Genomic DNA, 22,311 nt, shown 5'->3' on the forward strand with positions numbered 1-22,311 from the left:
TCCACCTTCTGGGGTGTTCATTCCATATCCCACGGATTGATCACATCGACCCCGCAGCCGTCGAAGTCCTTGACGTTGCGGGTTGCCACAGGTGCCCCCGCCGCCTTCGCGATCGCCGCGATCTGGCAGTCAGCCTCGGTGATCGGTCGTCCGGCGGTGCGGCGCATTGCGGCGATTTCGGCATAGGTGCGGGCGGCCGGGCTGTTGAAGGGGAGCACGCGGTCGGCGAAGTCCTCAGCGATCATACCGTCAAGCGCGGCCTGAAGCCGGTCGCGCCGCTGCCCCCCTGGCATGATGGCGACCCCGGTGCGCAGTTCGGCTTCGGTCACGGCCGAGATGAACAGGGCAGTGGCGTCCTGACGACCGAACCAATCCAACACTTCCTGCGCCGGATTGGCGCGCATCAGTTCGGAGATGACGTTGGTATCAAGCAGGATCATCGGTCAGTCGAAATCCGGTGGGGCGCGCATCGGGCTGCGGGGCGGGATTTCCAGATTGACCCCATCGATTGCGGCGAACCGCTCATGGATCGCCCGACCTAGGTTCTTCGGGACGGTGGGCAGCGCTACGACCTGGCGCAGGATTTCGCGCGCCTCCTCCTCCATCGACCGGCCATGTTCGGCCGCCCGCACACGGAGGCGGCGCTTCACCTCGTCGTCGAGGTTGCGGATCGTGATACTGGCCATGGGATCCTCCGAGGTTTAGCCCAAGGTAAGCTTTGATTGCATTGCTATCAAGCCTGTGACGATCGCCGGGCGTTGCCACGACCCGGATAAGCAAAATGCGTGCCGACTACTGCACCCGCCACACCTCCCCATCATCCAGCCGTTTGACGTAATCCACCGCGGAGCCGTCCCAGTGGTAGGCGAAGTGCCCGCCCTGCGTCGGGATCGGGATCACGTCGGGCCAGAAGACGGCGATGCAGTGACCGCCCGGGTAACGGACGCTGGGCCATGTGATTCCGTTCGATCCGGCGGCGCGGCGCTCGGCGCCGAAGATCTGCGAGGGGCGATAGTCGTCGGGATGGAGCAGATCGGCGCGGCCGTTGGCGTCGTCGAGATCGGCATCGATGGTGCCGATCAGCTCGCGGAACAGCGAGGTCCAGCCGGGGGCCTCCTTCGTGGCGCGCATGAAACGGGCGTGGTGGTGGATGGTTTCGGCGATGGCCACCTCGGTGCGGTCGCCCGCGTAGTAGAGGCCGAAGCTGCCGTCCGAGAACCGCCCTGGCCGCAGGGGCGAGCAGTGGACGAAGGGTGCCATGACCCAGCTCGCACCCGACCCGGTCACACGGCGCCCGATCGGCACCTTGGAGAGGTCACCGATGCTGTCGCGGATGCGCGGGTTGAACTTGGACTCGGCCGAGGCCAGCGCTTCCCAATCCGCCGGATCGGCGATGTCCTCGAAGAGGTCGATGGGCGGGTGGATCGAGCGGATGATGCGGACGGTGCGGGGCCAGGTTACGCGAACAGTGGGCACCGTCACCAGGCCCCCCGCTCGGCATCGAGATAGGCGCGCAGGTCGATCAGGTCGGTGATCTCGCCGCGCATCATGATGTCCAGCGCGCTGCGCCCATCGAAAGCCTCGCTGGGCTTGCGGATCCAGGCATAGCCGCGGGCGGGGTCGGTGAAGATGGTGCGCAGCGCCTTGTGAATCCCCATCAGGATCGCCATGCGCGCCCGCAGATCACGGTCGATGCGCCCGATGTCGCCGGTCTTCCACCGCGCCCATGTGCGCGGCGCCATGTCGCCCAGCAGCGTGCGCGCCTCGGCATCGCTAAGACCCCAGGCGCGGAACAGGTTGACCGTGGCCCGCGCCAGCGCTGCGGCCTCGGCATCCGTGATCACGGGATGGTCGGGGCGGGCGGTGATCGGCTGGACGGTGGCGAACTGCATGGGCGTCTCCTTTGGCATCAATATAGACGTTTTCTGCCAAAAGGCAATTCCCTGTGCGCGCGCGGGTCTGGTCCTGCATGCGCCATGAAGCACCCCAACCCTTTCGCCTGTCTTTGCACGCCAGAGCCCTACGCCCTTTGAAGCGCTGTTGAGCGCCGCCCGTTTCCGGCTTTCTTGATGGACCCCGATCCAGGGCTGCCCCTCGGCAGGCCAGAACAGGAGCGGGGACAGCATGGCAGAGGTTGAACGGAGGCCGCAGGCGGGCGAGCGGGGGGCGCGGATGCTGCGCACCGCGCTCGGCCCCGTCATCGCGCGGGCTCTCGAAGACCCCATGACCCTTGAGGTCATGCTCAACCCCGACGGGCGGCTCTGGATCGACCGCGCCACCGAGGGGCTGTCCGACAGCGGCGCCACGCTCTCGCCCGAGGATGGCGAGCGGATCGTGCGGCTGGTGGCCCATCATGTCGGGGCCGAGGTCCATGCCGCGCGGCCCCGGGTCTCAGCCGAACTGCCCGGCACGGGCGAGCGCTTCGAGGGGCTGCTGCCGCCCGTTGTCACGGCACCCTGCTTCGCGATCCGAAAGCCCGCCGTCGCGGTGTTCCGGCTGTCCGAATACATCGCCGCCGGGATCATGACCGAGGCGCAGGCCAGCGCCCTGCGCGACGGGGTCGCCGCGCGCGCCAATATCCTCGTCGCGGGGGGCACCTCGACCGGAAAGACCACGCTGACCAATGCGCTGCTGGCCGAGGTCGCGCAGACCGCCGACCGCGTCGTGATCATCGAGGACACGCGCGAGCTGCAATGCGCCGCCCCGAACCTCGTCGCGCTGCGTACCAAGGACGGGGTGGCAACTCTGTCCGATCTCGTCCGGTCCTCGCTGCGCCTGCGCCCCGACCGCATCCCCATCGGCGAGGTGCGCGGGGCCGAGGCGCTGGACCTGCTGAAGGCCTGGGGTACCGGCCATCCGGGCGGGATCGGGACGATCCATGCAGGCTCTGCGCTCGGTGCCCTGCGCCGGATGGAGCAGCTGATCCAGGAGGCCGTGGTCACCGTGCCGCGCGCCCTGATCGCCGAGACCATCGATCTGATCGCCGTCCTGTCAGGGCGCGGGGCGGCGCGCCGCCTCACCGAACTGGCCCGCGTCACCGGCCTCGGCCCCGCGGGCGATTATCACCTCACCCCGGCCGCTGCCCCGCCTGCGGCCCCCGAACCATCAGGAGACACCCCATGACCCGAACCCTCGATCACCTGCGCAGGCAAGCCGCCCATGCTGCCACTTTCGCCTGCGTCAGCCTGATGCTCGCCACGCCCGCTCGCGCGGCGGGCTCGTCCATGCCCTGGGAGGCGCCGCTCGAGGCGATCCTGCAATCGATCGAGGGTCCGGTCGCCAAGATCATCGCGGTGATCATCATCATCGTGACCGGGCTGACGCTGGCCTTCGGCGACACGTCAGGCGGCTTCCGGCGGCTGATCCAGATCGTCTTCGGCATCTCCATCGCCTTCGCGGCGAGTTCCTTCTTCCTGAGCTTCTTCAGCTTCGGCGGCGGGGCGGTGTTCTGATGGCCGGCGATTTCGAGCAGCTTGATGCCGTCCCCGGCTTCACCGTCACGGTCCACCGCGCGCTGACCGAGCCGATCCTGCTCGCAGGTGCCCCGCGCGCCTTCGCGATCCTGAACGGCACGCTTGCGGGTGCCATCGGGCTCGGGCTGCAGCTCTGGGCTGCGGGCCTCGCGATCTGGCTGATCGGGCATCTGCTGGCCGTCTGGGCCGCCAGGCGCGATCCGCTCTTTGTCGAGGTCGGACGGCGGCACCTGCGGCTACCCGGCCATCTGGACGTCTGAGGGCACCGCCATGATGCACCTTGCCGAGTATCGCCGCAAAGCCGCCCGCCTTGCTGATTACCTGCCCTGGGCGGCGCTGGTCGCGCCCGGGGTGGTGCTGAACAAGGATGGCAGCCTGCAGCGCACCGCGCGCTTCCGGGGCCCGGACCTCGATAGCGCGGTCGCCGCCGAGCTGGTCGCCGTGGCAGGCCGGATCAACAGCGCCTTTCGCCGACTGGGCTCAGGCTGGGCGATCTTCGTCGAGGCGCAGCGCCTGCCCGCCGCCGACTATCCCGACAGCCGCTTTCCCGATCCGGCCTCGGCGCTGCTGGATGCCGAACGCCGCGCCGGATTTGCGGATGAGGGTGCGCATTTCCAGTCGGCCTATTTCCTGACCTTCCTCTACTTGCCGCCTCCCGAGGAGGCCGCGCGGGCCGAGACCTGGCTTTACGAGGGCCGCGAGACCCGGGGCATCGACGCGGGCGAGGTGCTGCGCGGCTTCATCGACCGCACCGACCGGGTGCTGGCGCTGTTCGACGGGTTCATGCCCGAATGCCGCTGGCTGGATGACTCCGAGACGCTGACCTACCTGCATTCCACCATCTCGACCCGCGCGCAGCGCGTCCGCGTGCCGGAAACCCCCGCCTATCTCGACGCGCTGCTGGCCGATCAGCCCCTGACCGCGGGGCTCGAACCCCGGCTCGGCGCGGCGCATCTGCGCATCCTGACGCTCTCGGGGTTCCCCACCGCCACCACGCCGGGGATCCTCGATGAACTGAACCGTCTGGCCTTTCCCTATCGCTGGGCCACGCGCGCGATCCTGATGGACAAGGTGCAGGCCACCCGCATGGTCGCGCGCATTCGTCGTCAGTGGTTCGCCAAGCGCAAATCCATCGCCGCGATCCTCAAGGAGGTGATGACCAACGAGCAATCGGCGCTGGTCGACAGCGATGCCGCCAACAAGGCCAGTGATGCCGATATGGCGCTACAGGAGCTCGGCGCCGATGTCGCGGGGCTCGCCCATGTCACCGCCACGCTGATCGTCTGGGACGAGGACCCTCGCCGCGCAGACGAGAAGTTGCGGCTGATCGAGAAGGTCGTGCAGGGGCGCGATTTCACGGCGATGGTGGAGACGGTCAATGCCGTCGATGCCTGGCTCGGCTCGCTGCCCGGGCACCCTTACGCCAATGTCCGCCAGCCCCCGATCTCGACCCTGAACCTCGCCCATATGATCCCGCTGTCAGCCGTCTGGGCGGGGGAGGAGCGGGATGCGCATCTGGGTGGCCCGCCGCTGCTCTATGGCCGGACCGAGGGCTCCACACCCTTTCGTCTCTCGCTGCATGTCGGCGATGTCGGCCATACGATGGTCATCGGGCCGACCGGGGCGGGCAAATCCGTGCTGCTCGCGCTCATGGCGCTGCAGTTCCGCCGCTATCCGGGGGCCCAGGTCTTCGCCTTCGATTTCGGGGGCTCGATCCGGGCCGCGATCCTCGCCATGGGCGGGGACTGGCATGATCTGGGCGGCGCGCTGACCGAGGGGGCCGAGGCCGAGGTCTATCTGCAACCCCTGGCAAGGATCGACGAGGGGGCGGAACGCGCCTGGGCCGCGGGCTGGATCGCCGCGATCCTTGCCCGCGAGGGCGTCACCGTCACGCCCGAGGTCAAGGAGCATCTCTGGACCGCGCTCACGTCGCTCGCCTCGGCCCCCATCGGCGAACGCACGATCACCGGGCTTGCGGTTCTGCTGCAATCCACTGACCTGAAGCAGGCGCTGCGGCCCTATTGCCTCGGCGGGCCACATGGGCGGCTCCTGGATGCCGAGATCGAGGATCTGGGCACGGCCCCGGTTCAGGCCTTCGAGATCGAGGGGCTGGTCGGCACCGCCGCTGCCCCCGCTGTCCTCTCCTATCTCTTCCACCGCATCGGCGACCGCCTCGATGGCCGCCCGACGCTTCTCATCATCGACGAGGGCTGGCTCGCGCTCGATGACGAGGGTTTCGCGGGCCAGCTGCGCGAATGGCTGAAGACGTTGCGCAAAAAGAACGCCTCGGTGATCTTCGCGACCCAATCGCTCAGCGACATCGACGCCTCTGCCATCGCGCCAGCGATCATCGAAAGCTGCCCGACGCGGCTGCTGCTGCCCAATGAACGCGCCATCGAGCCGCAGATCGCCGCGATCTACCGCCGCTTCGGGCTGAACGACCGTCAGATCGAGATCCTCGCCCGCGCCATGCCGAAGCGCGACTATTACTGCCAGTCGCGCCGCGGCAACCGGCTCTTCGAGTTGGGCCTGTCCGAGGTCGGCCTCGCGCTTTGCGCGGCCTCCTCCAAGACCGATCAGGCCCAGATCGCCGCGATCCTGGCCGAGCATGGCCGCGCGGGCTTTCTCACCGCATGGCTGCGCGCGCGGGGCGCGGGCTGGGCCGCCGATCTGATCCCGGAACTGCCGAACCTCGAGACGGACGTGCAGGCGTGCGCTGCGACGCCGGACCCGGCACCCGATCCCAACCCCCAACCCGATGAGGAGACCCAAGCATGACCCGCATCACCCATCTCGCCAGCGCCTCGACCCTCACGCTGGCCCTGGCCGCGCCCATGGGCGTGACGATCCTCGCTCCCAGCCCCGCGCAGGCCTTCTTCGGCGGCTTCGGCCGCATCGTCTACGACCCGCGCAACCATGCCGAGAACATCCTCTCGGCCGCCCGCGCCATGGAGCAGATCAACAACCAGATCACCCAGCTGCAGAACGAGGCGCAGATGCTCATCAACCAGGCACGCAACCTCGCGAGCCTGCCGCATTCCTCGCTCGCCGCCCTGCAGCAGAATGTCGAACGCACCCGCCAGCTTCTGGCCGAGGCACAGAACATCGCCTTCGATGTGCAGGCCATCGACCGGATGTTTCAGGAGCAATACGGCGGCACCGCCATGGCCGCCCCCGAGGCCCAGCTTCTGGCCGATGCCCGCGCGCGGTGGGAGAACACGGTGGGCGGTCTGCAGGACGCGATGCGCGTGCAGGCCGGGGTCGTGGGCAATCTCGACGGCCAGCGCGCGGAAATGGCGGCGCTGGTGGGTGCGAGCCAGAACGCGGTCGGCGCGCTGCAGGCGGCGCAGGCGGGCAACCAGCTTCTCGCGCTGCAATCCCAGCAGATCGCCGATCTGGTCGCGGTGACCGCCGCCAATGGCCTGGCTGCTGCGCTGGCGGAGGCCGAACGCGCTGCCGCCGCCGAACAGGGCCGCATCCAGCGCGAGCGCTTCCTGACCCCGGGCGCGGGCTATCAGCCCGGCAGCGCCCGGATGTTCAACAACTGACGGGGCCGGGCCGATGGACGGGCGCAGCATTGCCGGCATCGCGGCGATCATCCTTGCCGCCGCCGCGCTGACCGCGGCGGCGGTGCAGATGACGCGCGGGGTGCGTGATGCACCCGCGCGCATGGAACCCGCGCAGGCGCAAACCGAGGATCCGCTCCACGCCGAGCAGCGCCGTTGCCAGGCCATGGGCGAGGCAGCGGCGCGCGATCCCGGTTGCCTCGCCGTCTGGGCCGAGACGCGCGAGCGCTTCCTCGGCCGCTCATCGACCGCGATGGGCAACTAGGCCATGGGCGGCACCGGCGTCATCGACAACTTCCTCGGGGTCTTCACCGCCTATATCGACAGCGGCTTCGGCCTTCTGGGCAGCGAGGTCGCCTTCATCGCCACCACGCTGATCGTGATCGACGTGACGTTGGCCGCGCTCTTCTGGGCCTGGGGCGCGGATGACGATGTCATCGCCCGGCTGGTGAAGAAGACGCTCTTCGTCGGCATCTTCGCCTTCCTGATCTCCAACTGGAACAGCCTCGCCGCGATCGTCTTTGACAGTTTCGCGGGGCTGGGGCTGCTGGCGTCGGGCACCGGTTTCTCGCCTGCGGACCTCCTGCGCCCGGGGCGCGTCGCCCAGATCGGCCTCGATGCCGGGCGCCCGCTGCTCGAGTCGATCTCCAGCCTGATGGGCTTCGTCGCCTTCTTCGAGAACTTCATCCAGATCGCCTGCCTCTTCTTCGCCTGGGCGCTGGTGCTCTTGGCCTTCTTCCTCCTCTCGGTGCAGCTTTTCGTCACCCTGATCGAGTTCAAGCTGACGACGCTCGCGGGCTTCGTGCTGATCCCCTTCGGCCTTTTTGGCAAGACCGCCTTCATGGCCGAGCGGGTGCTGGGCAACGTCGTCTCCTCCGGCATCAAGGTGTTGGTGCTGGCCGTGATCATCGGCATCGGCTCGACCCTTTTCGGCCAGTTCACCGCAGGTTTCGGCGGCGCGACCCCGACCATCGACGAGGCGATGGCCATCGTGCTGGCAGCACTTTCGCTCCTCGGCCTCGGCATCTTCGGCCCCGGCATCGCCACGGGCCTCGTCTCGGGCGGCCCGCAACTGGGCGCGGGTGCGGCCGTCGGTACCGGTGTCGCGGTCGGCGGCGCCGCGGTGGCCGCCGGTGGCGGGGCGCTTCTGGCGGCGCGCGGCGCGGGCGCTCTGGGGGCAGGTGGCCTTGCCGCGGGTCGCGGCGGGATCGCCACCGCAGGTGCTGCCTCGACCGCCTATCGCCTCGGCGCCATGGGCCAGTCGGGCGCGGGCGGTGTCGCCTCGGGTCTGGGGGGCGTGGCCAGCGCCACCGGTTCGGCCATCGTCTCGCCCCTGCGCAACGCGGCCGCCCGCATCGCCTCCGGCGCGCGCGCAAGCCATGCCGCCGGGACGCGGGCCAGCTTCGCTGCCACCGGCGGCACATCCTCCATGGGCAGCATCGGGGGCACCGCCGCCCCATCTGCTGCTGCCAACCCCGACAGCCCGCCCGCCTGGGCCCGCGCCATCCGCCGCAACCAGATGATGCGCCAGGGCCTCGCCGCCGCCGGCCATGCGCTGCGCGCCGGGGACAGCCCCGGTGGCGGGGCTTCCGTTTCCCTTTCCGAAGGACGTCGCCGATGAGCCTCTTCAAACGATCCACCGCCCATTACGGCAAGACCCCCGACCCCGAGACCCCGTACCAGAAGGCGGCTCAGGTCTGGGACGAGCGCATGGGCACCGCCCGCGTGCAGGCCAGGAACTGGCGCCTCATGGCCTTCGGCTGCCTGATCCTCGCGGGCGGTTTCGCCGGGGCGCTGGTCTGGCAATCCGCGCGCGGCACTGTTGTCCCTTGGGTCGTCGAGATCGACCGCCATGGCGAGGCGCGCGCGGTTGACGCCGCGGCCGCCAACTTCCAGCCGAGCGATCCGCAGATCGCCTGGCATCTGGCCCGTTTCGTCGAAGGGGTCCGTGGCCTACCCGCCGATCCGGTCGTCGTGCGCCAGAACTGGCTGCGCGCCTATGATTTCACCACCGACCGCGGCGCGCAGGCGCTCAACGAGCATGCCCGCGCCAACGACCCCTTCACCCGCGTCGGGCGCGATCAGGTTGCGGTCGAGGTCTCGAGCGTCATCCGCGCCTCGCCCGACAGTTTCCGCGTGGCCTGGGTCGAACGCCATTACACCGACGGCCAGCTCGCCCGCACCGAGCGCTGGACCGCGATCCTGACCGTGGTCCTGCAGCCGCCCCGCACCGCCGAGCGGCTGCGCGCCAATCCGCTCGGCATCTACGTCAACGCCATCAACTGGTCGCGGGAGATGAGCCAATGACCCGGATCGCCCTTGCCCTGCCTGCCGCCTGTCTCGCCCTCGGCCTCGCTGCCGGCTGCACCAGCCCCAGACAGGCGGGTTTCGCCTATGACGAGGCGGTGCCGCCACTACCATCGTCCCCGGCCACCACCGCCGACGATACGCCACGCCCGCTGCACATCCCGCCCGCCTGGACGCCCGCGCAGGGCGGCGAGGCCGCACCCACGCCCGCCGCCCAGGTCATCGCCGCCAATGCCGCCGCCCGCGTCGAGCCCCGGCGCGAGGGATACTTCAACGCGATCCAGATCTATCCCTGGTCCGAGGGCGCGCTCTATCAGGTCTATGCAGCGCCGGGGCAGATCACGACGATTTCGCTGGAACCCGGCGAGCGGCTGGCGGGCACCGGCCCCATCGCCGCAGGCGACACCGCGCGCTGGATCATCGGCGACACCGAAAGCGGCGCGGGCCGCGCGGCCCGCGTGCAGGTGCTGGTCAAGCCCACGCGGCCCGACATCCGCACGAACCTGGTGATCTCGACCGACCGGCGCAGCTATCTGATCGAGCTCATCGCCAGCGAAGAGACCTGGATGCCCGCCGTCGCCTGGGCCTATCCGCGCACGCCCCAGACCGCCCGCATCGCGCCCGCCGCCCCGGTGATCCCGCCGCCCGCCGCGCGCAACCACCGCTACGGGCTGCAGGGCGACAGCCCGCCCTGGCGGCCCGTCTCGGTCTTCGACGATGGCCGCCGGGTTTATGTCGTCTTCCCACCGGGCATCGCCCAAGGCGAGATGCCGCCGCTCTTCGTCCTCGGCCCCGATGGCGCGCCCGAGATCGTCAACAGCCGCATCCATGGCAATGTCCTGATCGTCGACCGGCTCTTCGGCGCGGCCGAGCTGCGCCTTGGGCGCGGACCCCGGCAGGACGTCGTGCGCATCCTGCGCCTCGCGCCCGAGGCCGCGGCTGCCCGGGTCACCACCGCATCGGAGGACCGGTCATGACCGAGAGCGATGCCCCCAGCGATACCGCCACTGCGATGCGCCTGCGCGCCGATCCGCCCCGGGTCACGCGCCTGTCGCGCAAGGTCATCGCCGGGCTGGGCGTGGTCGCAGGCCTCGGCATCGGCGGCGCGCTGATCTACGCCCTGCAGGCCCCGGACCGCACCGGCGCACCGGCCGAGCTGATCTCCACCGACCGCCGCCAGCCCGCTGACGGGCTGCGCGGCCTGCCCACGAGCTATGACGCGATCCCGCGCCTCGGCCCGCCGCTGCCCGGCGATCTGGGCGGCGCGATGCTCGATGCGCAGCGCCGGGGCCTGCCGGTCGCGCCCCCGCCACTGACCCCGCCCGCCATGGACCCCGAGGAACAGGCGCGCCTCGCCGAGCTGGAGGCCGCGCGGATGAGCGGGCTTTTCTTCCAGAGCCGCGCTGCTACTGCCGTGTCGGGGATGATGCCCTCCGGCCTGATCGCCCCGGCACCCACGCCGGAAACCGATCCGCGCCGCGCCTTCCTGAACGCCGGCGCCGACCGCCGTGCCGTGGCGCCCGACCGCGTCGAGACCCCGGCCTCGCCCTGGCTCCTGCAGGCGGGATCGGTGATCCCCGCCGCGCTGATCACCGGCATCCGCTCGGACCTGCCGGGCCAGATCACCGCGCAGGTGACACAGAATGTCTATGACAGCCCGACCGGCAGCCTGCTTCTGATCCCGCAAGGCACGCGGCTGATCGGCGAATACGACGCGGGCGTCACCTTCGGCCAGCGCCGCGTGCTGCTGGTCTGGACGCGGCTCATCTTCCCCGATGGCCGTTCGCTCGTGCTCGAACGCCAGCCGGGCGCCGATACCGCCGGTTATGCCGGGCTCGAGGACCGCGTCGATCATCAATGGGCCAATGTCCTGCGCGCCGCGGGCCTCTCCACGCTGCTCGCCATCGGCGCGGAACTGGCGGTGGACGAGGAAGATCGCCTTGCCCGCGCTATCCGCGACGGCGCCGTGGGCACCATCACCGAGGCCGGTCAACGTATCGTCGAGCGCGAGCTCGAGGTGCCGCCGACCCTGACCATTCGCCCCGGTTTTCCGGTGCGCGTGCTCGTCACCCGCGATCTGGTGATCGCCCCGCAGGGAGGTTGAGATGGCCAAGCTGAAGCTCGGACCAATCGCCGACGACAAGCCGGTGAAACTCACGGTGGACCTCACCGCGGCCATCCACCGTGACCTGATCGCCTATGGCGAAATCCTCGGCCGCGACGCGGGGCAGCCACCGATCCCGCCCGCGCGGCTAATCGCGCCGATGCTCGAGCGGTTCATCGCCACGGATCGCGGGTTCGCCAAGGCGCGGCGGGGTGGGGGTAACAGAGAATAGCGCACTGCGCAGACCGGCGGCAGGCAGGGGGCGGGCAGGATCTGGCCGGCGTTCAGAAAGGCTCTGTTCGAACAGTTGTCTAAGGTTCTGCACAGGCCGGTCTGCCAGCAGAACCTGCGCGCGCACGACCGCGGCGCCCTGCGGGCTGCCCTTGCCCCCATCGAGGCGGAGCTGGACTTGCGCTATGCCTCGCCCGCCTCGTCGCCCCGGCGGGGCCTGCCCCTGGCTAGCCGGACATCGCCTCGCGCAGGGACACAACGAGCCGGTCGCGTGCTGCTGCATCGAGCTTGTCGAGGTTGATCTGCCGCCACCGGACGGCAGGAAGCTCGGCAGCATGGGGAGCGCTGAGAAGGCTCCAGTCCGGACTGCCCGCCTCGAACCCGAGCAGGAAGTCCTTGTGCTCCTGGGGCATGTCCCGAACCAGCGAGCGCACCAGTTCTTCCCGCGTGCTTTCCAGCTCGGCGAGCGTGACGGGCGTCTCGGTCATGCCATCGAAGTTGTCAGTGAAAGTCGCCCTGATATCCTTGAACCGGCAGGACAGGACTTCCGCCATCGGTCGGTCATGGCTGATGAGGTAGACGAGAAAGGCCTCGCGAAGTGCAGGCGTCAGACCTTCGTTTGCGAGGAGGTCGCGGACATCAAACAGGTCGCGCGGGTGTTGCCGGTCCAGCGCCGCAACCAGCTTCCCGGCATAGAGATCGGCGAAGGACACGAGGCGGATTTCAGCGAAACCGTAATGTTCCTCGACGGCAGGGCTTACGGAGCGGAGGGCGGGCTCCTGCACAACGCCGCGCAGGACAGGCGAGACCTCGATCTTGACCTGCGTGCGCTCGGTGCGCACCGCAAGTCGCAGGACTGCCCCCTCCCGCACAGTCTGGCCGATGATCGCAGCGGGCAGAGCGGCCATGATCCGCGCCTCGATCCGCTTCATGGCTGTATCGATATCGGCCAGCGCTTCGCTGCGGCCATTGACCGGCAGATAGACGAGGTCGATGTCGACCGACAGCCGTGGCAGGTTCCGCACAAACAGGTTGATCGCGGTGCCGCCCTTGAGGGCGAAGGAGGGCTCTTCTGCGACCAAGGGCAGAAGCCGCATGAGGAGGCGAACCTGTTGCCGGTATTGTTCACTGCTCGGCATCAAGGTCCCCCGGAACGGTGATCTGATAGACGGGGTCCAGACGTCCGCCCCTGACCAGCATCCGCTTGCCGCTGCCGAGGTCGAACGTGTCGGGATCGAGCTGCTTGCGCCATGCATGGCGATGGCGGTCGGCAAAGAAGAAGAAGAGCCGTTTCACCTTGATGCTCTTGCAGTCGCTGAGAAGCTTCTTCAGACGACCGGGTCTGAAGTTCACCGCGCCCTGCATGATCATGTCGGCGTGGTGGAACGAGGCATTGCCGGGGAGTTCGTCCAGAAACTCCAGATAGGCGCGCTCCGGCGATGACAAGGTCAGGGGCCATTCCCACTGGCCCCACGACAATTCCTCGAGACTGCCGCTGCTCAGCTTGCTGTGGTTCCGTGCAGTGTCCTTCCGGACATCGTAGGCAAGGCTTCCGAGCCCGAAGGCGATCGGGTCCTCGGCAAACAGCGTGTCGCTGTTGTGCACCACGAAGTGTTGCGGGAGGTCGAGCTTGTTCAGCCAGCCAGGCGGCCTGACGCGGCCATAGAGATGAACCGTCCTGAGGTCCGGGCTGAGGTAGTGGGCGAAGCCGTGAAGGTCGAGTGCTGTCATGCCGCCGACGATCAGGGGGTACTCAAGAAGGAGCTGGAGGGAGAGGACCACCTGCTGCCACCTGAGCGGCGCGTCCGTCATCTTGCCCTTGGGGCGGCGGTAGACCCCCCTTGCTGGCTGCTCCAGCCAGCCGCTTGAGACGTAGCGATTTCTGAGCGATGGTTGGAAACCGTTCTTCTCCATCCATACGGAATCGACGATCAACCCTTGCGGCAAGGCCATCTGCAGATGGTTTAGCTTGGAGCCTTTTTCTTCACTCATGGTAGAGATGATGACACAATATCAAACCGATTTGCAAGTTTATATTTACCTCCATTTGTTTACTCAAGATGAAGAATCGTGAGCTAACGCAAACCCGAAGGGTGCTGCGCCCGCCAGGAGGCAGGCGCAAAATTCCTCGTCAGAACAGGCTGAGCTGCGCCCCGCCCGAGCTGAGGCGGGGCCTTGGCGAGAAGTGAAAGTCGGCGAGGGCCGGACGCAGCCGATTGAGAGGATCGCCCTGATCCAGTATATGACCTGGTCATGCCACGGAGGCGCGGATGAACGTCAAGACCACCCTCAGCTTCACCGACCGCCATCACAAATTTCTTTCGGAAATGGTGGGGCAGGGCGTCTTCGCGACGCAGAGTGCCGCCGTCGCCGCCGCGCTGGAAAAGATGATCCAGGACGAGGACGAGCGCAACGTGGCCCTGCAGGCCCTCGCGCAGGAAACCCGTGCCCGCATGGAAACGCCGCGCGAAGCCTTCATCGACCAGGACGAGGCCTTCGCCGCCGCCCGCGCCTCGATCGAGGCTGCGCGGGAAGTATGATCGCCCCGTCAGCTTCTGCTTCGAGAAGTGCCGTAACGCCGTCGACCATTTCACCCGGCAGCATTTCGACGGCATGAAGCGCGCAGGGAGCCCGATCACCGATGACGCGGTGGCTGCTCTGGTAGCGGAGAAATGCTTCGGACGCAGGCCACACAATCCGGAGATCTGATACAGGCTGCGATCATTTGCATGTGTGCCGGTCGCTTCTACAGTGCTTTTCCCCGTCCGCGCAGTTGTCGGAACGTCCGCCCGGGGTTAAGCTCGGCGTGGAACGGACGCAGGACCCGCCATGCCACGGATCGACCTTTCCGCCGTTCCCACGCACAAGGGGACGGGATATCCCGCCGAGTTTCGGGCGATCAGCGCAGACAGGTTGCGTCAGCGTCTCGGCGAGGCCGGCGAACTGACGGCCTTCGGGGTCAATCTCACGCGACTGCCGCCCGGCAACTGGTCGAGCCAGCGCCACTGGCATTCACACGAGGATGAATTCGTCTACCTGCTCGAGGGCGAGGTGGTGCTGATCGAGGATGGCGGGGAGACGCTTTTGCGGGCGGGCGACTGCGCAGCCTTTCCGAAGGGAACGGGCAACGGCCACCACATGATCAACCGTTCGGACCACGACGCCATCTACCTCGAGATCGGATCACGCCATCCCGACGACCTCACCACCTGCTCTGACGTCGACATGATGAGCGCCAATTCCGATGGCCGCTTTGTTCACAAGGACGGCACGCCTTATGGCGAGGGTTGAGAGGACCGCCCGCCCGTCATTTCATCGTACGACGCGACAGGGACGAGCGTGGCGGCGGCCCGCGCGAGATCCGGGTCCAGCGTCACGAAAGCATCGGCTTGCAGTTTCGTCAGCGCCACATACTCAGCAGTAAACGTGTCGTCCCAGCCTAGCCGTTCAGCGAAGTTCCACGCGAAGTTCTGCAGCACCCTGTCCCCGAGCAGGCGGATGTTGAGCGCCCGCATGTGATCAAGCTGCGCCCTGGCCTCGGCACGGTCGATCTCGCCCCGGCGCGCAGCCGCATAAAGATGCGCGACAGCCTGGGAACGGAGCAGGGTGGGGGCGACGAGCTTCGTGTCGTCGGGAACCATGGCCCGTTCACGAAAGAGCCGGAGGGCCGCATCGATGGCGATCACGTAGCGCATCGGATCTCCCGTTTCGCAGCAAACCGCATCGCTTCAGAACCACAGGTCTCGCACACGGCGGCCATCCTGCGGCAGGTCGTCGAAGGTATCGAGCCCGTCGAAATGGTCGATCAGGAGGTCCGCGACCTCCTCGGGCGAGGCAAGGCGGACATTGACCCCCATGCGCTTGCGCCCGTTCTCGTCGGGCCGCAGGGCGCGCCAGGCCACCACGCAGGCGCAGGCGGGGCAGAAGTGAAACTCGAGGAACGGGTTCGGCAGTTCCTTGCGGGTATAGACGGACGTGGTGCCGGAAAGCCTGATCCGCTCGCCCTCCCAGTCATAGGCCCAGAGTGCCCCGTAACGACGGCAGACCGTGCAGTTGCAGGCGGTGATCGAGCCCGCATCGCCGTCGAGCTGCCACTCGACCGCGCCACAGTGACAGGTGCCTTTCATCGTGATGCTCCTTTTCCGGGGCGTGGGATCAGCCACCGCCGTTGTCTTGTGCTGGATGCCCGAGGCCGCCGTCTGCCTCAGTCTCCGCCGGTCCGGCATCGGCATCAAACGCCATGATCAGCGCATCGGCAACGGGTCCTGCGCGCCGATGCCAGACTGCGGGACGCAGGTCGGTCGCCCGGAAGCCCAGCCGTTCGTAGAACCGGATCGCCTGCGCGTTGTCGGACGCGACGGTGAGCCAGAGGCCCTTGTGCAGGCACTGCGCCCGCAACTCTGACAGTGCTGCCGAAAAGAGCCGAGTGCCGATCCCTCGGCCCGGGACCTCGGCCCCGAATTCCTCGATCTTCGGGCCGCGTCCAAGCTGGCCGACGCCTGTGACCCAGAGAAACGCTGCCGGGGTTCCCCAGCTCTCCCAGATCCAAAGGCGTTGAGTCGCATCCCCCAGTGCCGCAGCAAGTTGCGCATCCGTGTAGGCCGCCAGCTTGTCCAGATTTTCCGGCGCATCGAGGACCTTCTGCACGAAGGGGATATCGTCAGGCTTGGCGAGCCGCATCATGATGACGGCCCGACCCCGGTTGACGGTCTTATCTCCATGGGCAGGATGCGCCCCCAGTCCGTCTCGCGCGCGGGACCTGCAATCCGGAACCCGCCCCGTTCGTAGGCGGCGATGGCTCTGAGGTTGTCGGGATGTGGGTCGGTCGCGACCACGGGGACGCCTTGATCGAACATCGCCTGAACGCGTTGGCCAATGAAGGTGCGCCCATGCCCCTTGCCGATCATGTCTGGCGGTCCGATGAACTGATCGATACCCTTGGATCCCGGGGGCAGATGGTCGAAGGGATGATCGCCCCAACCGTGGACGGCGTAGTCCTGCATGTAGGCGAAGGGCCGAGTGTCGAACGAGACGATCCATCGGTTCAGGCGCGGGTCGGCGACATGCGCATCATCATACGGGTCTTCGTCATCCCACCAGGCCCGCACATGGGGCTCACTTTGCCAGCAGCGCAGCAGTTCGAGGTCCGCGAGTGTGGCCCGGCGAAAGGCAATGCGGGCTGCGACCGTCATTGTCCGTTGGGCTCCCTCACATTGTAGCGGGTCAGCAGCGCGCCCGTATCCATCGGGCGGGATTCGACAAGCTCGAGCTTGCGTCGAAGTGCGTGGCCTTCGAAGAGGCGCGTCCCGTGGCCGAAAAGATCGGGGATCACGAGAAGCGACAACTCGTCGACGACGCCGGCCGCCAGCGCCGTCTGGGCAAAACGCGCGCCGGCGAAGATGACCATGTCCTTGCCGGGCTTCGCCTTCTCGCGCGCGAGGACGGTGGCGACATCGGCATCCGCGATGTCCGAGTTCGCCCATCTCTCCGCGCTTTCCAGCGTCCGGCTGAACACGATCTTGCGCGTTCCGTTCATAAAGCGGGCGAGGTCTCGGGCGGCCGGCGGTGTTGCGGGGTCCGTCTCGGCGGCAGGCCAGTAGGCGGCGAGGCTCTCCCACGCGGCCCGACCGAACAGCATCGTGTCGAACCGCGCCGCATGGCCGGCCGTCCAGGCATCGAGATCCGCGGACCAGTCAGGCGCAATGAACTCGCCGCCCGCGCCGTTGATGAAGCCGTCGACACTGACGACCATGGAGAGGACACAGGAACGGGTCATGGCGGCCTTCTTCGTCATGGCGTGTCGAATGCTGCCACGAGGGCTGCGATGTCGATCTTGTTCATCTCCATCATGGCCGCCTGCGCACGTCCGGCCGCGGCGCGTTCCGGCGCGCCCAGCAGGCGCGGCAGCGCTTCGGGAACGATTTGCCAGGATACGCCCCAGCGGTCCGTCAGCCATCCGCAGCGGCCGGGCGCACCCCCGTCGGCCGTCAGGGCATCCCACATGCGGTCGGTCTCCGGTTGATCGCGGGTGGTCACGACGATGGAGGCGGCAGGCGTCAGACGGTGATGCGGGCCGCCGTTGAGGATCTGATAGGGCACGCCGCCCAGCGAGAAGGCGACGATGATCGGGTTTGAGCCCTCCGGCGCATCCGTTTCAAGCACGCTGTCCGGGACAAGGCCGGTGTAGAAGCGCGCGGCCGCAAGGCCGTCCTTTTCGAACCACAGACAGGTGCGGACTTTATGGGGCATATCAATCGTCCTTTTCGTTGGAGCGTTTGTGGCCTGGCTCATGTCCCGGCATTGGTCCGGTAAAGCTGCACCGGCTTCGACGGGGCGCGCCTAATGATGCCCTTGGCTTCGAGGTCGAGTTGTGCTGCCTTCAGCCACCAGCCGGCGGTGGCGCCCTCGGGAAACAGCTCGTCGGGCAGCAATGGCAGCAGCGCCGCCTTGGCGTCGGGCACCTTGAGCCCCGGCGCGGTGTCCGGCAGGACCGCCAGCAGCGCGTCCCGCATCGCCTCGTACTTCGCGCGGTTCACGCGTTCGGTCCGCCCTGGCGACGTGAAGTTCTCGATCTCGATCTTTTCATCGGGCATTGGCTTTCCCTACTCCCCCAATCCGGCTTCTGATCTGACTTGCCCATCACGTCCCACAGCATCCCCCGTCCGCTTCGCCATAATCGTCATGAAGCCGCCACCACTCGTAGGGCGCGTCCTGAGGCGTGCCGCCGGGAGCGTCCTGCCAGGTTTCCTGCCGGCCGTAGGGGGTGAGGTCGAGGAAGCTCCAGACGCTGCCGAGCGCTTCAACGCCCCGTGCGTTGGTGAAATAGGTGCGCCAGATCGTGCCGCCCTCGCGCAGGAACACGTTGAGGCCGAAGCCGCCGGTCACACCGAAATCGGCGTTGAAGCTGTCGCGCGTCTCGACCCAGGGCATGGTCCAGCCCATGCGGGCCTTGAAGGTCTTGATCTCGGCCAGCGGCGCTTGCGAAACCATGACGAGCGAGGTGTTGCGGGCGTGAAGATGCGCGAGATGCGGCACGCTGTCGGCGAACATCGAACAGCCTGGGCAGGGATCGGGATCGGCGCGGCGCAGCATGTGGTGGTAGACGATGAGCTGGTCGCGCCCGTCGAAGAGGTCGGACAGGCAGACGGGACCGGTCCCGGTCTCGAACCTGTAGCGATCCTCGACCTCGTGACGGGGCAGGCGCCGGCGTGCCGCGGCCAGTCGGTCCTGCGCGCGCGTCAGCGCCTTCTCCTCGGCAAGCAGCGCGGCACGCGCCTCGGCCCATTCGTCCTTGGAAACGACCTTCGGTCTGAGCGTGGTGTCTGCCATTGTCGCGCTTCCTTTCCCTCAAGACGCAATTGCGCGCTGCGCATCGGCGGCGGCGAAGTGAGCCAGTTGATCGGCATGCGCCTTGCGGAACGCAGGGCGCGCGGTGGCGCGCTCCACGTAGGCGCGGCAGGCCGGGAAATCTGCAAGCACGTCGGATCCGTTGAAGAGCCGCAACGCGTCCGCCATCAGGATGTCAGCGGCGCTGAACCGGTCAGCCAGCCACTCGCGCCCGGCAAGTACGGCCTCCAACCGGGTGAGCCGCCCGTCCAGATAGGCATCCAGCCCATCGCGACCGGGGCAGCGCGTTTCGTCTCCGGCGGAGCTCCAGATGACCCAAGGCAACGCCGCCGTCTCGATGGAGTTCTGCGCGGCGAACACCCATTGCAGCACGTTGGCCCGGCCCGCCGGATCGACTGGTATCAACACCTCGCTCCGCTCCCCGAGGTGCAGCAGGATCGCGCCGGTTTCGAACAGCGTGAGGTCGCCATCGGTCAGCCAGGGTATCTGCCCGAACGGCTGGAACGGCAGCCGCGCTTCGACATCCTCGAAGGATGTCGTGGCCACGCGGTAAGGCAGCCCTGCCTCTTCCAGCGCCCATCGGACGCGCAGGTCGCGGACGTAGCCGCGCGGCTCGTCGGGAACCCAATCCGCGGTAGTTAGAACAAGATCGGACATGGAATGACTCCGCGGCTGCTGCGATGGTTATGTGGTTGCATCCGGCGACCGCGACCCTGTGAAATTCAGCATCCAAGGGGTCCCGAACCTGTCGGTGAACATGGCAAAGCGCTCGGCCCAGAAGGTTTCGCCGGGAGGCATCGGCATGTCGCGCGCGCCGTCGGACAGCGCGGCGAAAACCCGGTCGAACTCGCCCGTCGATGGCGCTTCGATCTGGATGCGGAAACCCTGCGGCCGTTCATACATCTCGTCGGAATTGTCCGAGGCCATCATCAGGGTGTCGCCAAGCCGCATGGCAAGATTCATGACCATGTCGTCACCGCCCGGCATCTGCTCTTCCGGCGAGCCCGCATCCTTGTTCAGGAAGACCCCTTCGATCGTCCCGCCAAGCGTTTCGGCATAGTGGGTCATGGCCTCGAGGCAGTCGCCCTTGAAGAACAGGTAGAGCTGCGGTGTCATCATGATTTGGTCTCCCTGTATGGCTTTCCGGCGCTGCATCCTCACCGACCTTGAACGGTCGAAGGCCCTGCGATGACGAGCCGCATTGATCATTCCAATATAAGTTGATACCAACCTATCATGACCGAGTCCATAGCCAAGCCGCTCGACCGCGAAATCGTCGTTCATGTCGCCGAGACCTGCCTGTGCCTGCACACACAGCGCGCGGCGAGGGCGCTGGCGCGACTCTTCGACAATGCGCTCCGGCCTTATGGCCTCAACAACGGGCAGTTCTCGCTGCTGATGGCGCTGAACCGACCCGAGCCGCCCTCGATCGGGGTGCTTGCGTCCTTCCTCGCCATGGATCGGACGTCCCTGACCGCAGCCCTCAAGCCGCTGGAACGCCGGGGGCTGGTGCAGATCAAGCCGGACAAGACGGACCGCCGCAGCCGTCTGGTCCAGATCACGGGCGAAGGCGTGGCACTTCTTGCGGCGGCGCTGCCGACCTGGCGCGAGACACATGCAACTCTCGACGCGGCCCTGCCCGAAGGCGCGCCGAACCGGCTGCGGGCCGATCTGCGGCAGGTGCCGCCACTTGCCTACTCCGTCTTCGGCCAGTAGGTGCCGAAGCACCAAAGGTTACCCTCTGGATCGCGGCAGATGAACTCGCGGCTGCCGTGGTCTCGGTCGACCAGCCCTTCCTCGATCACGACGCCAGAGGCGGCAACCCGTCTGTGCAGCGCGTCCACGTCCTCGACCGCGACATAAATGGACTTGCCACCGTCCTGCCCCGGAGCACCGACGAGCGCGCCATAGGCGTCGTCGCGGACCGCGCCGATCATGATCATCGACGACCCGTAGGCCAGCTCGGCATGGGCGACATCGCCTTCGGCCGGATGGCGGGCATGGACGGTGAAGCCGACGGTATCACATAACCACTTCATCATGGCTGCAGCGTCACGGTAGCGGAAGGTAGGGTAAATCCTCGGGGCCTCAGTCATCTTCAATCTCCATGTCTGTTGCTTCGCCGGAGCTTAGCCGCGGTCGCCCATGGATGGATTGAAGATTTGTTTCGGCGGCGCCTAACTCTCGCGGTTGCGCCACCGCTCCGGCGTCGCGCCTGCGAAGGTCGTGAAGTCGCGCACCAGATGTGCCTGATCGGCATAACCGCAATCGACCGCGATGCCGGCCCAGTCCGGGCGGCCAGCGCTGTTTGCAAGGTGAATTGCATGGTGAAATCGTGCGATCCGGGCCAGCCGCTTTGGCGTCAGCCCGAACGCGTTGTGGGAATAGGTCGCCAGACGCTTGCGGCTCCAGCCTAGATCATCGGTCAACCGGTCGATCCGCAGCGCACCCCGGCTGCGCTGGATCTCTGACCAGATAAAGGCTGCCGCAGGATCGACTGGCTGGCCTAGAAGCCGCTGTTCTAGGAAAGCCACCGCGATCCCCAACCGCTCGGGCCGTGTGCCCGCCGTGCCAAGCCGCTCGCGCAAGTCGATCAGGGTCGGATCCCCGACATCCTCCAGCGGCACGAGGCGCGTTGCGAAATCGGACATCGGGCGGCGAAAGAAGAGGCCTGCGCCGAGAGGGGTGAGGTCGATCTGGACGCAGGAGATCGGCCCGCCATAGGCGATATCAACATAGCCGGGATGCAGGCCGGAGACGAAGCTGCCGATCCGTTCGTCCATAACTGGAGGCCGGTCGAAGGCGATCCAGAACGGGTCGGCGAAGCTGAAGATGATAGGTACGACAAAGGAGGCGATTTCGCGGTCTCCGGCGCTGTCCGATCCGTCAGCGTTGTAGCAGGTGATCCGATGGACCAGTCCCGCAAGTTGCGGCGGGCTTGCCGAACGCATCACGTGAACAGCGCTGCTTCCCTCCGATTGTGTCACGACACTCCTTTCCAGCTTTCGCAAACACCTGCGTATTCGTTCGACCAGGATAACAGGGTTTGGACGCATAGGCAGCCAGGAGCCGAGGACTCGGTGGCTGGCTCGGCTGCGAGGCCAGCTGCGCGACCCAGAACAGGCGTAAGAACCGCCAAGGCGCACGATCCGAGAGGCCGCAAGCGCGACGTTACTGTGCTTCGCTTTGGCGGCGTCCGTCAACGGCATGTGCCAGCCAGCCAGAATGTTCCGATGAAGTGGGCGGCGGGCGGCGGCGTCGAGCATATGGCGGTTGATGGCAT

32 protein-coding genes are annotated in these 22,311 nt (G+C 67.4%); 14 read left to right on the forward strand and 18 right to left on the reverse strand.

Annotation, left to right across the window (positions count from 1 at the left end):
- Positions 1-17: 17 nt before the first annotated feature.
- From C7455_RS00155 to C7455_RS00170, 4 genes are all read right to left on the reverse strand, one after another.
- Entirely contained in the window at positions 18-440 is a 423-nt protein-coding gene (locus tag C7455_RS00155; RefSeq protein WP_109663887.1) for a type II toxin-antitoxin system VapC family toxin, read from the reverse strand.
- A 3-nt stretch (positions 441-443) separates the two neighbouring features.
- Positions 444-686 carry a FitA-like ribbon-helix-helix domain-containing protein gene (locus C7455_RS00160; RefSeq protein ID WP_109663889.1) on the reverse strand — a complete coding sequence of 81 codons (243 nt, stop codon included), beginning with the start codon at positions 684-686 and terminating at the stop codon, positions 444-446.
- A gap of 106 nt (positions 687-792) precedes the next feature.
- Positions 793-1,482: an RES family NAD+ phosphorylase gene (locus tag C7455_RS00165; protein WP_425450616.1), complete on the reverse strand. Its 690-nt coding sequence runs from the start codon at positions 1,480-1,482 to the stop codon at positions 793-795.
- Positions 1,479-1,892 (reverse strand): MbcA/ParS/Xre antitoxin family protein, encoded by a 414-nt coding sequence (locus tag C7455_RS00170; RefSeq protein WP_109666007.1) that lies wholly within the window; start codon positions 1,890-1,892, stop codon positions 1,479-1,481. Before C7455_RS00170 ends, C7455_RS00165 begins: the two co-directional genes overlap by 4 nt.
- 280 nt (positions 1,893-2,172) lie before the next feature.
- On the opposite strand from C7455_RS00170, the gene trbB reads away from it, so the two are divergent.
- Genes trbB through C7455_RS00225 form a run of 11 tightly spaced genes read left to right on the forward strand, consistent with a single transcriptional unit; the run spans position 2,173 to position 11,682 of the window.
- Positions 2,173-3,123 carry a P-type conjugative transfer ATPase TrbB gene (gene trbB / locus C7455_RS00175; RefSeq protein ID WP_211315436.1) on the forward strand — a complete coding sequence of 317 codons (951 nt, stop codon included), beginning with the start codon at positions 2,173-2,175 and terminating at the stop codon, positions 3,121-3,123.
- Positions 3,120-3,452, forward strand: coding sequence for a TrbC/VirB2 family type IV secretion system protein (locus C7455_RS00180; protein WP_109663897.1), 333 nt, complete (start codon positions 3,120-3,122; stop codon positions 3,450-3,452). The genes trbB and C7455_RS00180 overlap by 4 nt, the downstream gene beginning before the upstream one ends.
- Positions 3,452-3,733: a VirB3 family type IV secretion system protein gene (locus C7455_RS00185; protein ID WP_109663900.1), complete on the forward strand. Its 282-nt coding sequence runs from the start codon at positions 3,452-3,454 to the stop codon at positions 3,731-3,733. The genes C7455_RS00180 and C7455_RS00185 overlap by 1 nt, the downstream gene beginning before the upstream one ends.
- Positions 3,734-3,743: 10 nt before the next feature.
- Complete coding sequence (gene trbE, locus C7455_RS00190; RefSeq protein WP_109663903.1) at positions 3,744-6,251, forward strand: conjugal transfer protein TrbE; 2,508 nt, start codon at positions 3,744-3,746, stop codon at positions 6,249-6,251.
- The gene (trbJ, locus tag C7455_RS00195) at positions 6,248-7,021 is read left to right on the forward strand and encodes a P-type conjugative transfer protein TrbJ (protein ID WP_109663906.1); all 774 of its coding nucleotides are present in this window, start codon (positions 6,248-6,250) and stop codon (positions 7,019-7,021) included. The genes trbE and trbJ overlap by 4 nt, the downstream gene beginning before the upstream one ends.
- Before the next feature lie 13 nt (positions 7,022-7,034).
- Positions 7,035-7,304: a putative entry exclusion protein TrbK-alt gene (gene trbK-alt, locus C7455_RS00200; RefSeq protein ID WP_109663909.1), complete on the forward strand. Its 270-nt coding sequence runs from the start codon at positions 7,035-7,037 to the stop codon at positions 7,302-7,304.
- Between the two features lie 3 nt (positions 7,305-7,307).
- Positions 7,308-8,660, forward strand: coding sequence for a P-type conjugative transfer protein TrbL (gene trbL / locus C7455_RS00205; protein WP_109663911.1), 1,353 nt, complete (start codon positions 7,308-7,310; stop codon positions 8,658-8,660).
- Positions 8,657-9,346, forward strand: a complete 690-nt coding sequence (gene trbF, locus C7455_RS00210) for a conjugal transfer protein TrbF (RefSeq protein ID WP_109663914.1) — start codon at positions 8,657-8,659, stop codon at positions 9,344-9,346. The genes trbL and trbF overlap by 4 nt, the downstream gene beginning before the upstream one ends.
- Positions 9,343-10,323, forward strand: a complete 981-nt coding sequence (gene trbG, locus C7455_RS00215) for a P-type conjugative transfer protein TrbG (RefSeq protein WP_109663917.1) — start codon at positions 9,343-9,345, stop codon at positions 10,321-10,323. Before trbF ends, trbG begins: the two co-directional genes overlap by 4 nt.
- Positions 10,320-11,450 carry a TraB/TrbI/VirB10 family type IV secretion system protein gene (locus C7455_RS00220; protein WP_109663920.1) on the forward strand — a complete coding sequence of 377 codons (1,131 nt, stop codon included), beginning with the start codon at positions 10,320-10,322 and terminating at the stop codon, positions 11,448-11,450. Before trbG ends, C7455_RS00220 begins: the two co-directional genes overlap by 4 nt.
- Position 11,451: 1 nt before the next feature.
- The gene (locus tag C7455_RS00225; RefSeq protein ID WP_109663923.1) at positions 11,452-11,682 is read left to right on the forward strand and encodes a DUF2274 domain-containing protein; all 231 of its coding nucleotides are present in this window, start codon (positions 11,452-11,454) and stop codon (positions 11,680-11,682) included.
- 226 nt (positions 11,683-11,908) lie between these two features.
- On the opposite strand, the gene C7455_RS00230 is transcribed toward C7455_RS00225, so the two are convergent.
- Positions 11,909-12,778, reverse strand: coding sequence for a nucleotidyl transferase AbiEii/AbiGii toxin family protein (locus C7455_RS00230; protein WP_245904170.1), 870 nt, complete (start codon positions 12,776-12,778; stop codon positions 11,909-11,911).
- Between the two features lie 28 nt (positions 12,779-12,806).
- The gene (locus tag C7455_RS00235; protein ID WP_109663928.1) at positions 12,807-13,673 is read right to left on the reverse strand and encodes a type IV toxin-antitoxin system AbiEi family antitoxin domain-containing protein; all 867 of its coding nucleotides are present in this window, start codon (positions 13,671-13,673) and stop codon (positions 12,807-12,809) included.
- A gap of 278 nt (positions 13,674-13,951) precedes the next feature.
- Here C7455_RS00235 and C7455_RS00240 point away from each other — a divergent pair, with 278 nt between their 5' ends.
- Together C7455_RS00240 and C7455_RS00245 are read left to right on the forward strand one after the other, a co-directional pair.
- Positions 13,952-14,221: a hypothetical protein gene (locus C7455_RS00240; RefSeq protein WP_109663931.1), complete on the forward strand. Its 270-nt coding sequence runs from the start codon at positions 13,952-13,954 to the stop codon at positions 14,219-14,221.
- Positions 14,222-14,510: 289 nt separating this feature from the next.
- Positions 14,511-14,972, forward strand: coding sequence for a cupin domain-containing protein (locus C7455_RS00245; protein ID WP_109663934.1), 462 nt, complete (start codon positions 14,511-14,513; stop codon positions 14,970-14,972).
- On the opposite strand, the gene C7455_RS00250 is transcribed toward C7455_RS00245, so the two are convergent.
- The 10 genes from C7455_RS00250 to C7455_RS00295 are packed head-to-tail and all read right to left on the reverse strand — an operon-like array spanning position 14,957 to position 20,147.
- Positions 14,957-15,376 carry a type II toxin-antitoxin system VapC family toxin gene (locus tag C7455_RS00250; RefSeq protein WP_109663937.1) on the reverse strand — a complete coding sequence of 140 codons (420 nt, stop codon included), beginning with the start codon at positions 15,374-15,376 and terminating at the stop codon, positions 14,957-14,959. The two genes, C7455_RS00245 and C7455_RS00250, sit on opposite strands and share 16 nt — an antisense overlap.
- 33 nt (positions 15,377-15,409) lie before the next feature.
- On the reverse strand, positions 15,410-15,808 hold the full coding sequence (locus tag C7455_RS00255) for a GFA family protein (RefSeq protein ID WP_109663940.1): 399 nt from the start codon (positions 15,806-15,808) through the stop codon (positions 15,410-15,412).
- Between the two features lie 28 nt (positions 15,809-15,836).
- Positions 15,837-16,364 (reverse strand): GNAT family N-acetyltransferase, encoded by a 528-nt coding sequence (locus C7455_RS00260; protein ID WP_109663943.1) that lies wholly within the window; start codon positions 16,362-16,364, stop codon positions 15,837-15,839.
- Positions 16,361-16,873, reverse strand: coding sequence for a GNAT family N-acetyltransferase (locus C7455_RS00265; RefSeq protein ID WP_109663945.1), 513 nt, complete (start codon positions 16,871-16,873; stop codon positions 16,361-16,363). Before C7455_RS00265 ends, C7455_RS00260 begins: the two co-directional genes overlap by 4 nt.
- On the reverse strand, positions 16,870-17,475 hold the full coding sequence (locus C7455_RS00270; protein WP_109663948.1) for a dihydrofolate reductase family protein: 606 nt from the start codon (positions 17,473-17,475) through the stop codon (positions 16,870-16,872). Before C7455_RS00270 ends, C7455_RS00265 begins: the two co-directional genes overlap by 4 nt.
- Entirely contained in the window at positions 17,472-17,930 is a 459-nt protein-coding gene (locus C7455_RS00275; RefSeq protein ID WP_109663951.1) for a VOC family protein, read from the reverse strand. Before C7455_RS00275 ends, C7455_RS00270 begins: the two co-directional genes overlap by 4 nt.
- Positions 17,931-17,968: 38 nt before the next feature.
- Positions 17,969-18,274, reverse strand: a complete 306-nt coding sequence (locus C7455_RS00280; RefSeq protein WP_109663954.1) for a DUF6958 family protein — start codon at positions 18,272-18,274, stop codon at positions 17,969-17,971.
- Between the two features lie 46 nt (positions 18,275-18,320).
- Positions 18,321-19,010 (reverse strand): DUF899 domain-containing protein, encoded by a 690-nt coding sequence (locus C7455_RS00285; protein ID WP_109663957.1) that lies wholly within the window; start codon positions 19,008-19,010, stop codon positions 18,321-18,323.
- An 18-nt stretch (positions 19,011-19,028) separates the two neighbouring features.
- Positions 19,029-19,685, reverse strand: coding sequence for a glutathione S-transferase family protein (locus C7455_RS00290; RefSeq protein WP_109663959.1), 657 nt, complete (start codon positions 19,683-19,685; stop codon positions 19,029-19,031).
- A 27-nt stretch (positions 19,686-19,712) separates the two neighbouring features.
- Positions 19,713-20,147 carry a VOC family protein gene (locus tag C7455_RS00295; protein ID WP_211315417.1) on the reverse strand — a complete coding sequence of 145 codons (435 nt, stop codon included), beginning with the start codon at positions 20,145-20,147 and terminating at the stop codon, positions 19,713-19,715.
- Positions 20,148-20,264: 117 nt separating this feature from the next.
- Between C7455_RS00295 and C7455_RS00300 the strand changes: the two genes are divergently transcribed.
- On the forward strand, positions 20,265-20,744 hold the full coding sequence (locus tag C7455_RS00300; protein ID WP_109663962.1) for a MarR family winged helix-turn-helix transcriptional regulator: 480 nt from the start codon (positions 20,265-20,267) through the stop codon (positions 20,742-20,744).
- Here the strand turns inward: C7455_RS00300 and C7455_RS00305 are convergent.
- On the reverse strand, positions 20,723-21,124 hold the full coding sequence (locus C7455_RS00305; RefSeq protein ID WP_109663965.1) for a VOC family protein: 402 nt from the start codon (positions 21,122-21,124) through the stop codon (positions 20,723-20,725). The genes C7455_RS00300 and C7455_RS00305 overlap by 22 nt on opposite strands.
- An 81-nt stretch (positions 21,125-21,205) precedes the next feature.
- Entirely contained in the window at positions 21,206-21,979 is a 774-nt protein-coding gene (locus C7455_RS00310) for a helix-turn-helix domain-containing protein (RefSeq protein ID WP_170118957.1), read from the reverse strand.
- Positions 21,980-22,311: the final 332 nt, after the last annotated feature.

The organism is Roseicyclus mahoneyensis, from assembly GCF_003148775.1.
In the GTDB taxonomy this organism is placed as follows: Bacteria; Pseudomonadota; Alphaproteobacteria; order Rhodobacterales; family Rhodobacteraceae; genus Roseicyclus; species Roseicyclus mahoneyensis.

What these genes read in the sequence shown, in the direction of transcription:
- C7455_RS00155 (WP_109663887.1), bottom strand. Translation starts at nt 440, where the DNA reads ATGATCCTGCTTGATACCAACGTCATCTCCGAACTGATGCGCGCCAAT.
- C7455_RS00160 (WP_109663889.1), bottom strand. Translation starts at nt 686, where the DNA reads ATGGCCAGTATCACGATCCGCAACCTCGACGACGAGGTGAAGCGCCGC.
- C7455_RS00170 (WP_109666007.1), bottom strand. Translation starts at nt 1,892, where the DNA reads ATGCAGTTCGCCACCGTCCAGCCGATCACCGCCCGCCCCGACCATCCC.
- trbB (WP_211315436.1), top strand. Translation starts at nt 2,173, where the DNA reads ATGCTGCGCACCGCGCTCGGCCCCGTCATCGCGCGGGCTCTCGAAGAC.
- C7455_RS00180 (WP_109663897.1), top strand. Translation starts at nt 3,120, where the DNA reads ATGACCCGAACCCTCGATCACCTGCGCAGGCAAGCCGCCCATGCTGCC.
- C7455_RS00185 (WP_109663900.1), top strand. Translation starts at nt 3,452, where the DNA reads ATGGCCGGCGATTTCGAGCAGCTTGATGCCGTCCCCGGCTTCACCGTC.
- trbE (WP_109663903.1), top strand. Translation starts at nt 3,744, where the DNA reads ATGATGCACCTTGCCGAGTATCGCCGCAAAGCCGCCCGCCTTGCTGAT.
- trbJ (WP_109663906.1), top strand. Translation starts at nt 6,248, where the DNA reads ATGACCCGCATCACCCATCTCGCCAGCGCCTCGACCCTCACGCTGGCC.
- trbK-alt (WP_109663909.1), top strand. Translation starts at nt 7,035, where the DNA reads ATGGACGGGCGCAGCATTGCCGGCATCGCGGCGATCATCCTTGCCGCC.
- trbL (WP_109663911.1), top strand. Translation starts at nt 7,308, where the DNA reads ATGGGCGGCACCGGCGTCATCGACAACTTCCTCGGGGTCTTCACCGCC.
- trbF (WP_109663914.1), top strand. Translation starts at nt 8,657, where the DNA reads ATGAGCCTCTTCAAACGATCCACCGCCCATTACGGCAAGACCCCCGAC.
- trbG (WP_109663917.1), top strand. Translation starts at nt 9,343, where the DNA reads ATGACCCGGATCGCCCTTGCCCTGCCTGCCGCCTGTCTCGCCCTCGGC.
- C7455_RS00220 (WP_109663920.1), top strand. Translation starts at nt 10,320, where the DNA reads ATGACCGAGAGCGATGCCCCCAGCGATACCGCCACTGCGATGCGCCTG.
- C7455_RS00225 (WP_109663923.1), top strand. Translation starts at nt 11,452, where the DNA reads ATGGCCAAGCTGAAGCTCGGACCAATCGCCGACGACAAGCCGGTGAAA.
- C7455_RS00230 (WP_245904170.1), bottom strand. Translation starts at nt 12,778, where the DNA reads ATGCGGCTTCTGCCCTTGGTCGCAGAAGAGCCCTCCTTCGCCCTCAAG.
- C7455_RS00235 (WP_109663928.1), bottom strand. Translation starts at nt 13,673, where the DNA reads ATGAGTGAAGAAAAAGGCTCCAAGCTAAACCATCTGCAGATGGCCTTG.
- C7455_RS00240 (WP_109663931.1), top strand. Translation starts at nt 13,952, where the DNA reads ATGAACGTCAAGACCACCCTCAGCTTCACCGACCGCCATCACAAATTT.
- C7455_RS00245 (WP_109663934.1), top strand. Translation starts at nt 14,511, where the DNA reads ATGCCACGGATCGACCTTTCCGCCGTTCCCACGCACAAGGGGACGGGA.
- C7455_RS00250 (WP_109663937.1), bottom strand. Translation starts at nt 15,376, where the DNA reads ATGCGCTACGTGATCGCCATCGATGCGGCCCTCCGGCTCTTTCGTGAA.
- C7455_RS00255 (WP_109663940.1), bottom strand. Translation starts at nt 15,808, where the DNA reads ATGAAAGGCACCTGTCACTGTGGCGCGGTCGAGTGGCAGCTCGACGGC.
- C7455_RS00260 (WP_109663943.1), bottom strand. Translation starts at nt 16,364, where the DNA reads ATGATGCGGCTCGCCAAGCCTGACGATATCCCCTTCGTGCAGAAGGTC.
- C7455_RS00265 (WP_109663945.1), bottom strand. Translation starts at nt 16,873, where the DNA reads ATGACGGTCGCAGCCCGCATTGCCTTTCGCCGGGCCACACTCGCGGAC.
- C7455_RS00270 (WP_109663948.1), bottom strand. Translation starts at nt 17,475, where the DNA reads ATGACGAAGAAGGCCGCCATGACCCGTTCCTGTGTCCTCTCCATGGTC.
- C7455_RS00275 (WP_109663951.1), bottom strand. Translation starts at nt 17,930, where the DNA reads ATGCCCCATAAAGTCCGCACCTGTCTGTGGTTCGAAAAGGACGGCCTT.
- C7455_RS00280 (WP_109663954.1), bottom strand. Translation starts at nt 18,274, where the DNA reads ATGCCCGATGAAAAGATCGAGATCGAGAACTTCACGTCGCCAGGGCGG.
- C7455_RS00285 (WP_109663957.1), bottom strand. Translation starts at nt 19,010, where the DNA reads ATGGCAGACACCACGCTCAGACCGAAGGTCGTTTCCAAGGACGAATGG.
- C7455_RS00290 (WP_109663959.1), bottom strand. Translation starts at nt 19,685, where the DNA reads ATGTCCGATCTTGTTCTAACTACCGCGGATTGGGTTCCCGACGAGCCG.
- C7455_RS00295 (WP_211315417.1), bottom strand. Translation starts at nt 20,147, where the DNA reads ATGATGACACCGCAGCTCTACCTGTTCTTCAAGGGCGACTGCCTCGAG.
- C7455_RS00300 (WP_109663962.1), top strand. Translation starts at nt 20,265, where the DNA reads ATGACCGAGTCCATAGCCAAGCCGCTCGACCGCGAAATCGTCGTTCAT.
- C7455_RS00305 (WP_109663965.1), bottom strand. Translation starts at nt 21,124, where the DNA reads ATGACTGAGGCCCCGAGGATTTACCCTACCTTCCGCTACCGTGACGCT.
- C7455_RS00310 (WP_170118957.1), bottom strand. Translation starts at nt 21,979, where the DNA reads ATGCGTTCGGCAAGCCCGCCGCAACTTGCGGGACTGGTCCATCGGATC.